The organism is Emticicia sp. (assembly GCF_049241225.1).
Lineage (GTDB): Bacteria > Bacteroidota > Bacteroidia > Cytophagales > Spirosomataceae > Emticicia.
In genome coordinates this window covers 1,921-3,008 of sequence record NZ_JBMLRC010000099.1, presented here as the reverse complement: position 1 = coordinate 3,008, position 1,088 = coordinate 1,921, and the positions used below count along the sequence as shown (strand labels likewise).

At 41.0% G+C, this 1,088-nt stretch carries 1 protein-coding gene; it reads right to left on the bottom strand.

All coding sequences use genetic code 11. The features are described 5' to 3' along the window. Positions 1-29 precede the first annotated feature (29 nt). Positions 30-722: a pseudouridine synthase gene (locus ACOVO2_RS06020; RefSeq protein ID WP_421769098.1), complete on the bottom strand. Its 693-nt coding sequence runs from the start codon at positions 720-722 to the stop codon at positions 30-32. Positions 723-1,088: the final 366 nt, after the last annotated feature.

Here is a 1,088-nt window from a genome sequence, read left to right as displayed (position 1 = left end):
ACAAGCAATATCAAGTAACCAATAACAAATCACACCATCCCGATTTCGGTTAGAATTCTTGTAAACTCATCGCTCATGGGGGCAGTAATATGAATATTTGCTCCTGTGACTGGGTGAACAAAACTCAACTCGCTAGCATGAAGTAGCATGGTATTTAGCCCAAAACGCTGCTCAAACATCTTGTTGTGTTTGCATTCTCCGTAGGTTTTATCGCCAATTAAATAATGGCGTAATTGTGCAAAATGCCTTCTAATTTGGTGCATTCGGCCAGTTTCTGGCGTAATTTCGGCCAATGAATACCGTGAAGTTGGGTAGCGACTTACTTCTATTTCCAGCTCAACTTGCTTCAAACATCTAAAATGGGTTACGGCATCTTGGAGTGTGCCGTTTTCTTTCGCCAGTGGTCGGTCGGTCATGCCCGATTCGGGCAAATACCCACGCACCAAAGCTATATATTTTTTCTGTGTAGCATGATTTTCAAATTGCATTTTCATGGCTTTATCGACTTCGGCCGATAAAGCAAAAAGCAACACGCCCGAAGTTTTTCGGTCGATTCGGTGGCACGGACTCACCCAACAATTGAGTTGGTCACGTAGCAACTGTAATGCAAACACACTTTCTTCGGCAGCGATTGACGAGCGATGCACCAATAAATTATGTGGTTTGTTGATGGCTACCAAATATTCGTCTTGGTAAAGAATGGGAAGTACGATGTCTTGCATGTATGCTCATTGAAAATTTCGACAAAGGTACGGAAGAATTAGTTAACCTCGGTCATTAACGTCGGCATGGCTCGAAGCCATGCCGACGTTTGTTTGGAAGGTAGTTACCGAATTTCTTGCCATTTGCTAAGTGGATTTTATTTTTTGTAGCTAATCTTTGTGCTAATAGTCCACGGTCAATTGTCAACGAGTCCACAGTAGTGTAGAGCAGTCATTTTGATAGTTTTTACACAAAATAAAATTATCGGCAATTTCTGACCCGTCACTTATCTTAAAATATTTTTTTATGCACTCACTCGATACAATTCCTGCTTATGTTGCTATTTGTTTCATGGCAACAACCTTACTCAGCATTTGGTTATTTTT